This window comes from Nocardia aobensis NBRC 100429, assembly GCF_000308375.1.
Lineage (GTDB): Bacteria > Actinomycetota > Actinomycetes > Mycobacteriales > Mycobacteriaceae > Nocardia > Nocardia aobensis.
Window position 1 is genome coordinate 1 of the sequence record NZ_BAFQ01000252.1, and the last position, 6427, is coordinate 6427.

Annotated in this window: 8 protein-coding genes; 5 read left to right on the top strand and 3 right to left on the bottom strand. The window is 67.6% G+C overall.

The features are described from left to right. Positions 1-32: 32 nt before the first annotated feature. A complete protein-coding gene (locus tag RJ03_RS27690) occupies positions 33-437 on the bottom strand; it encodes an RsbRD N-terminal domain-containing protein (RefSeq protein WP_036507752.1) in 405 nt (134 codons plus the stop codon). A gap of 414 nt (positions 438-851) precedes the next feature. Here RJ03_RS27690 and RJ03_RS27695 point away from each other — a divergent pair, with 414 nt between their 5' ends. The 3 genes from RJ03_RS27695 to RJ03_RS27705 all read left to right on the top strand — a co-directional run bounded on the left by RJ03_RS27695 (position 852) and on the right by RJ03_RS27705 (position 3166). Beyond that, positions 852-1763, top strand: coding sequence for a helix-turn-helix domain-containing protein (locus RJ03_RS27695; protein ID WP_036507767.1), 912 nt, complete (start codon positions 852-854; stop codon positions 1761-1763). Positions 1764-1807: 44 nt separating this feature from the next. Beyond that, positions 1808-2632 (top strand): SAM-dependent methyltransferase, encoded by an 825-nt coding sequence (locus tag RJ03_RS27700; RefSeq protein ID WP_036507755.1) that lies wholly within the window; start codon positions 1808-1810, stop codon positions 2630-2632. 141 nt (positions 2633-2773) lie between these two features. Then, on the top strand, positions 2774-3166 hold the full coding sequence (locus RJ03_RS27705; RefSeq protein WP_036507758.1) for a hypothetical protein: 393 nt from the start codon (positions 2774-2776) through the stop codon (positions 3164-3166). Between the two features lie 75 nt (positions 3167-3241). On the opposite strand, the gene RJ03_RS27710 is transcribed toward RJ03_RS27705, so the two are convergent. Together RJ03_RS27710 and RJ03_RS27715 are read right to left on the bottom strand one after the other, a co-directional pair. Continuing rightward, positions 3242-3598 (bottom strand): PNPOx family protein, encoded by a 357-nt coding sequence (locus RJ03_RS27710; protein WP_036507761.1) that lies wholly within the window; start codon positions 3596-3598, stop codon positions 3242-3244. A 78-nt stretch (positions 3599-3676) separates the two neighbouring features. Beyond that, positions 3677-4753 carry a phosphatase PAP2 family protein gene (locus RJ03_RS27715; RefSeq protein ID WP_218001010.1) on the bottom strand — a complete coding sequence of 359 codons (1077 nt, stop codon included), beginning with the start codon at positions 4751-4753 and terminating at the stop codon, positions 3677-3679. 104 nt (positions 4754-4857) lie between these two features. Between RJ03_RS27715 and RJ03_RS27720 the strand changes: the two genes are divergently transcribed. Beyond that, positions 4858-5559: a TetR/AcrR family transcriptional regulator gene (locus RJ03_RS27720; RefSeq protein ID WP_167332019.1), complete on the top strand. Its 702-nt coding sequence runs from the start codon at positions 4858-4860 to the stop codon at positions 5557-5559. A gap of 74 nt (positions 5560-5633) precedes the next feature. Further along, on the top strand, positions 5634-6427 hold a 794-nt coding region (locus tag RJ03_RS27725), incomplete at its 3' end, for an MFS transporter (protein ID WP_218001011.1).

The following is a 6427-nucleotide window of genomic DNA, read 5'->3' on the forward strand; positions in this document are numbered from 1 at the left end:
CGCGTGAGGCCCTACCGGCACCGCACCGGCGGTCAGCGCGCGGGGTGATTGCGAATTTCCGCCACGTAGGCGCGGGAGACGGTGCAGGTCAGCAGGTCCAGCATGTCGACCAGGAAGCTGCGATCGGCCACCGGATCGGTGGTTCCGGTGCCGCCGGCCGGGTCGATGCGGTTCAGGGTCAGTTTCACCCCGTCGTGAATCGCGTGCTGCACCATATCGATCGGAATTCCGTCACGCGCCCACACCGCCGCGGCGTATTCCAGTCGCCGCAGCGCGCGCGTCGCCCCGGTGGGCGCATCGCCGAGCAGGATGAGCGCCAGTTCGAATCCCATCCGCATGACTATCGCGGGATCGGAATGCGTTGCACTCCTGGCATTTCCGGATTCGAATCCATCGCCCTCCGCGGATTCCGCATCCCAGGAGTCGTAGGCCGGCATCGCGCTCCTTCCGTGCGCCCGATCCCCATCGCACTGACGAAGGTATCGGTGACGCGCGGCGATTACGAGCAGTCGGCGCGGGTTGGCCCAAACATCCGAACCACAGGGGTCCGACGTTGTGAGATTTCCCAATAATCGGTCGAATTCGGGCGTTGCGTCCGCAATTCGGACGACGACGTCCGGCATTCGGAAGCCGGCGGACATTCCGGCGAATCCGTTCGTCGCAGTGGCTCCGGCCGCATTCGACTGGCGCCGAAACCGTGATAGCCTGAACGTGATACATGCTAGCGTGATAATCACGCGAAGGAAAGCGATTGGGGCGGAAGAGATTTCGTCGGGCGTATGATCATCACGCAGCAGTGCCTCGTTTCGTCGACCTCCCGAGCCGCGCGTCGCGCCGATACGCTGACACCCATGGGAGCCCGATTACGTACCGCGCGAAAATTGCTGCTGGGCCGCGAGATCGACCACATGATCAGCGCGGCGGGGGTGAATCAGGCGGAGGCCGCCCGGATCATCGACACCAGTCAGAGCCGGATCGCGATGTTGATCAACGGCGCCAGCTCGATCACCGTCGGCGATCTCGAACGACTCGCGGTCGCACTGGGTTTCACCGACCCCGGCTATTTGGAAAGCCTCGAGGCATTACGCCGGGACAACCACAAACGGGGTTTCTGGAACACCGGCCATCGCCGCGCCTATCTCGAGGAATTACGTCTACTGGTGGATCTCGAGGCGCATGCCAGTCTGCTGCGGGTCACCGAGGCGGAGATCGTGCCCGGACTGATTCAATGCGAGTCCTATATCCGGGCCCTGCACGAACCCCCGCACGACGCGCAACCGTTGTCCATCGATCCCTGTGCGATCACCGTGGAGGATTCGGTACGCGCGCGGCTGGCTCGCCAGGACGTCCTCACCGGCCCCGATGCACCGCGATTCCACGCCGTGCTCTCGGAATCGTGCCTGCGCCGCGAATACGGCGGCCGCGCGGTGATGGCCGACCAACTGGAATACCTGCTCGAACTGTCGCATCGGCCCAACATCATCCTGCAGGTGCTGCCGTTCACCGTTGCCACCCGGGGCGCGGGAATGGAGGACCGCTTCACGCTGGTGCGGGTTCCCTCCCCCGGCGCGGCGGGCGACCTGGACATGGCGATCGTGGAGAGCCAGGGCGACATTCGCTACATCGACGACAAGCCCGCGGTACGCGCCCGGGAAACCGTCTGGGACCGATTATCCGCGGCCGCAGCGGATCCCGATCGGTCGCGCGCGTTCATCGACCGGATCGCGCGTTCGTTCCGACGCGAGAGCGTCACCGGGACGTGACCCACCGTCCGTAATCTGCAAAGCCTAAGGAGTGCCGGGCAGCTATGAGCGACAACGACTTTCCCTCACGCGATATCGACACGAGCCGGCCCTCGGCGGCGCGGATGTACCACTACTACCTGTCCGGCCAGGCGCTGTTCGACGTCGACAAGGTCTTCGGTGAGCGGGTGTTCGCGGTGTTCCCGCACGCCGACGCCTGGGCGCGGCACAATCGCGAATTCCTGCGCCGCGCGGTCGATTTCATGGCATCACGCGGGATCCGGCAGTTCCTCGACATCGGCGCGGGGCTGCCGACCGCGGACAACACCCATGAGATCGCACGGGCGCACGAGCCGCGGACCCGGGTGGTGTACGTCGACAACAACACCGAGGCGGTGGCGCGCTGGCTCGACCTGCTGCGCGGCACCGACGCCCTCGCCACCACCGCGGTCATCGATGCCGATCTGCGATGTCCCGACGACATTTTCGACCATCCCGAGACCCGGCGCCTGATCGATCCGGATCAGCCACTCGGACTGCTCATCGTCGGCGTCTGGCCGTTCGTGCCCGACAGCGACCGCCCGTACCGGCTGATGGCCCAGCTGCGTGATCGCCTTCCGCGCGGCAGCTGCGTGGCGATGAGCCATGCCGGCCTCGACGACGCGTCCGAGGATGTCAAGCGCGGAATGACCGCAGCGGCGGAGCTATACAAGCAGACCTCGGATCCGTTGACGCTGCGCCGCCGTGACGATTTCGCCGCTTTCTACGACGGCCTCGAACTGCTGAACCCCGGGATCGTGCACGCCCCCGATTGGCGACCCTCTGCACTGGTGGACATGGCGGATCCGGCACGGCCGTGTAATTTCGCGGCCGTCGGCTACAAGCCTTAGCCGGCACGGTCGGCGCGGCGGTCCGCGCATCGGTGCGCCGGCAGCTTTACTCCGTAGAAAGGGCATCCGATGACGCGGCCACCGACCTTCACCGTAGGCGAATTCCGTAAAGCCTCAGCCAGTTCCCCACACCAGAACTGCGTGCGCGTGGCACGCAAACACGGATGGACCGCCGTCTGGGACGACAAACGCGCTCCTGCCGCCACCACCGCCGGCACGGCCGTGATCGGCACCGAGATACTGCTGCTGCGCGACGAACAGTTCGACAGCTACCAGGCCGGTATCCGCGCCGGGCGCACCGAACGATTACCGATCACGCAGTTCCGGCGCCCCGACGGACGCTATGTGCTGCGTGCCGAAACCGACCGTCCCACAGCGGATGTGGAGCTGATCTTCGATCGAGCCGAGCTCGACGCCTTCCATCACGGTGTGCGGACCCACGAATTCGATCTGCACAGATTCACCGCACCGGCACTCGACGACACCGAATGCGATACTCGCGCAACCGGTCTCACCGCTCGAATACCGGCCTAGCGGTTCACACGTTCCGGTGCCCGCCCACGCGGGCACCGTCACCCTCGAAAACCTCTGCGTCGCAAGATATCCGGTTCAGTCCGAGCCGGCGGCGGCGTCGTCCAGGTGCACACGAACCCGGACGCGGCCCTTGTCGTCGCGCGTGGCCACGGCGCGGCCGCGGCGGTCGCCACCGTCCAGGTGCAGCGTGATGGGGCCGCCCTCGCCGGTGAAGTTGCGCCACCAACTCTTGCGATCGGGCATCGCGACACCGATGAGGATCGAATCGCCGGAACGCCGGTAGTTCACCGGTGTGCTGAACGTCTTACCGGACTTGCGCCCGACATAGCTGATCTCGACGAATCCCTTCCGCATCAGCGGGCCGAGAACCGGCGCCTCCGTCAGCGTGAGTACCACCGAATTGAAGCCGCGCACGGCCGATTTCACGTCCACCTGTTGCCTCCTGACTGGCCCGACCGAGAGGTTTCACTCTACCGGCGGCCGGTGACATCGTCAGGCGGGCGACGCCGCTCAGCCCATGCCCGGCTCGGAGCCGATCTCGGCCCCGAGCAGGTGCCCGGCACGCCGCGGGGACCGGCGGTATCCCCGGCACCCCGCAGCACCGCGACCCCCGGCGACGGCGTCCGTCGCGCCGTCGGTGGCCGGAGCGGGTGCCCGCACGGGCGGCTCCTGCGCCGGCTCCGGCAGCGCCACCGCCAATCCGGCGCCGATGCCGAGCGCCGGCCCGGTGACCGCGCCCGGCGCGAAGGCGCCGACGACCGCACCGAGCCATGCGGGCCACGGCGAATTCGTGCGCACCATCGCCCACCAGACTCGGATCCCGTCGGCGGTCGCGTCGCAGAGGCGCAGGTACGGCCCGGCGACGTAACCGGCGGCGAGGATCAGTGCCGCACCGGCGGCGCAGTCGAGCAGATAGTGGTTCGCGGTGCCGATCACCACCAGCGTGATGAGAATCGGATAGCCGACCCCGGCCCACCGGGTGAGCCGAGTCCGGCCGAAGCGGTACAGCATCAGCCCGCACCACAGCGCCCAGCCGACGTGCAAACTCGGCATCGCCGCGAAATCGTTGGTGAGCGAATCCAATCCGCGCGGTGTGCTGGCATCGCCCTGCCACCAGCCCACCGAGGCGTGCAGGGCCATCACATCGATGAAGCCGTGGGAGTCCTCCAGCAGGCGCGGTGGCGCGGTGGGCAAGGCGACGAAACCGATCAGGCCGGCGGCCGTCGCGATGCCCAGTTGGGTGCGAACCGCCCGGTACTGCTCGCGATGCGCCCACCACATCCAGATCAGGATCGCCGGAGTCACGACGTAGTGCAGCGTGGCGTAGGCGAAGTCGGCCGGGATCGCGATCCAGGAATGGCCGGCGAAGATCCGGTTCAGCCACAGTTCCGGGTCCAGCCGCAGCCAGTCCTCGATGCGCAGCAGCGCGTGCGCGTCGCGGCGGGCGTGGTCGAGACCGCTGCCGACCAGCAGCCGAGCCCCGTCGTAGGCGAAATACACCACGACGACCAGCACCATTTCCCGCAACCAGCCCCCGGCTCGCGCCGGAGCCTGCGCGAGCGGACCCGAGATGGTTGTTGCAGCCACGACCCGACCTCCACGACGAGGGCTGACGTACAACGTACGGTACGTCGTACGTGCATACTACAATGGCGTCGAGACCGGATTTCATCCCGACCGGAGACGTTGCCGTGACATCTGAGCCCGCCCGACGAACCCGCACCGGGGGCGGCCGCCGCCGAGTACCACGCCATACGCTCAGCGCCGAGGCGATCGTGGACGCCGCGCTGCGCATGCTCGACGACACCGACTGCGAGGGCATCTCCATGCGTGCCCTCGCCGCCGAACTGGGCGTCGGCACGATGACGCTCTACACCTACTTCCGCAGCAAGGACGAACTGCTGCAGGCCGCGCGCGACCAGGTGCTCGACAGCTTCCATCCCCCGGCCGTCTCCGGCGACTGGGCCGACCGCGTGCGGGCGTGCTGCCAGGCGCTGTACCGGCTGCTCGTGGAACGCCCGGCGGTGCTCCGGGTGCTCGCGGTGAAACCCGACGGCGACGGCGATTTCGCCGATACCGCCACGGCCGCACTGGAATTGGTGCTCTCCCAGTTACGGGCCGCCGGACTGGGCCGGCAGGAAACCGCGCGCGGCTACGTGGTGCTGTTGCAGTACACCTTCGGATCGGCCCTGCGCCACGTGTTCGCTCCGGCGCGGCGCAACGGCGAGAACATCCCCAGCCGCCTGCAGATGCTGGATCCGGTGGCCCATCCGACGATCGCCGATCTGATGCCGGAGCTCGTGATCACGCACGGCGGCGGCGAGGAGCAATACCTGTACGGCCTGGACCTCATCCTCGACGGGTTGCGCAAGTCCGCCGCGGCGGCCCACTAGCCCTTGGTCATCGATCCCGGATTTGTAGGATTGCCGGAAGGTAGCAGGAGCCGCTTCGGCAACTGGGAGGCCCGATGATCGACCGGAACCGGACGGCGACACCGGTGCGCGGCCGCTGGGGAATGCTGGCGGTGCTGTGCGCGAGCCTGCTCCTCGTCGCGATGGACGCCACCGTGCTCAACGTCGCGCTGCCCTCGCTGATCGAGGATCTGCAGCCGGGCGCGGTCGCCCAGTTGTGGATCGTCGACATCTACGGTCTGGTCCTGGGTGGCCTGCTCATCACCTTCGGCGCGATCGGCGACCGGATCGGCCGCAAGCGGCTGTTCCTGACCGGATTCGCGCTGTTCGGCGTCGCTTCGGTGGTAGCGGCCACCGCTCAGGTCACCGGTCAGCTCATCGGCGGACGCGTGCTCCTGGCGGTGGGTGGCGCGATGGTGATGCCCTCGACGCTCTCGCTGATCCGCAACATCTTCGACGATCCGCACGAACGAACCCGGGCCATCGCGATCTGGGCTGCCATCGCCGGGGTCGGCGCCGCGGTGGGTCCGATCGTGGGTGGCGTCCTGGTCGAACATTTCGGCTGGGCCGCGGCGTTCTGGATCAATGTGCCGGTGGTGGTGCTCACGCTGGCGGCCGGCGTCGGTTTGCTGCCCGAATACCGGGCGCCGTCGACCAGCCCGTTCGACTGGCCGAGTGTCCCGCTGTCGGTGCTCGGCATCGTCGGATTCGTCTGGGGCGTCAAACATCTCGCGCGCGGTGAGGACATCGTGGTGAACGTGTGCGTCCTGCTGGCCGGGCTCGCCATGCTGTTCTGGTTCGCGCGACGGCAGCTGCGGCTGACCGATCCGCTGCTCGACATCCGGTTGTT

What these genes read in the sequence shown, in the direction of transcription:
- RJ03_RS27695 (WP_036507767.1), top strand. Translation starts at nt 852, where the DNA reads ATGGGAGCCCGATTACGTACCGCGCGAAAATTGCTGCTGGGCCGCGAG.
- RJ03_RS27690 (WP_036507752.1), bottom strand. Translation starts at nt 437, where the DNA reads ATGCCGGCCTACGACTCCTGGGATGCGGAATCCGCGGAGGGCGATGGA.
- RJ03_RS27700 (WP_036507755.1), top strand. Translation starts at nt 1,808, where the DNA reads ATGAGCGACAACGACTTTCCCTCACGCGATATCGACACGAGCCGGCCC.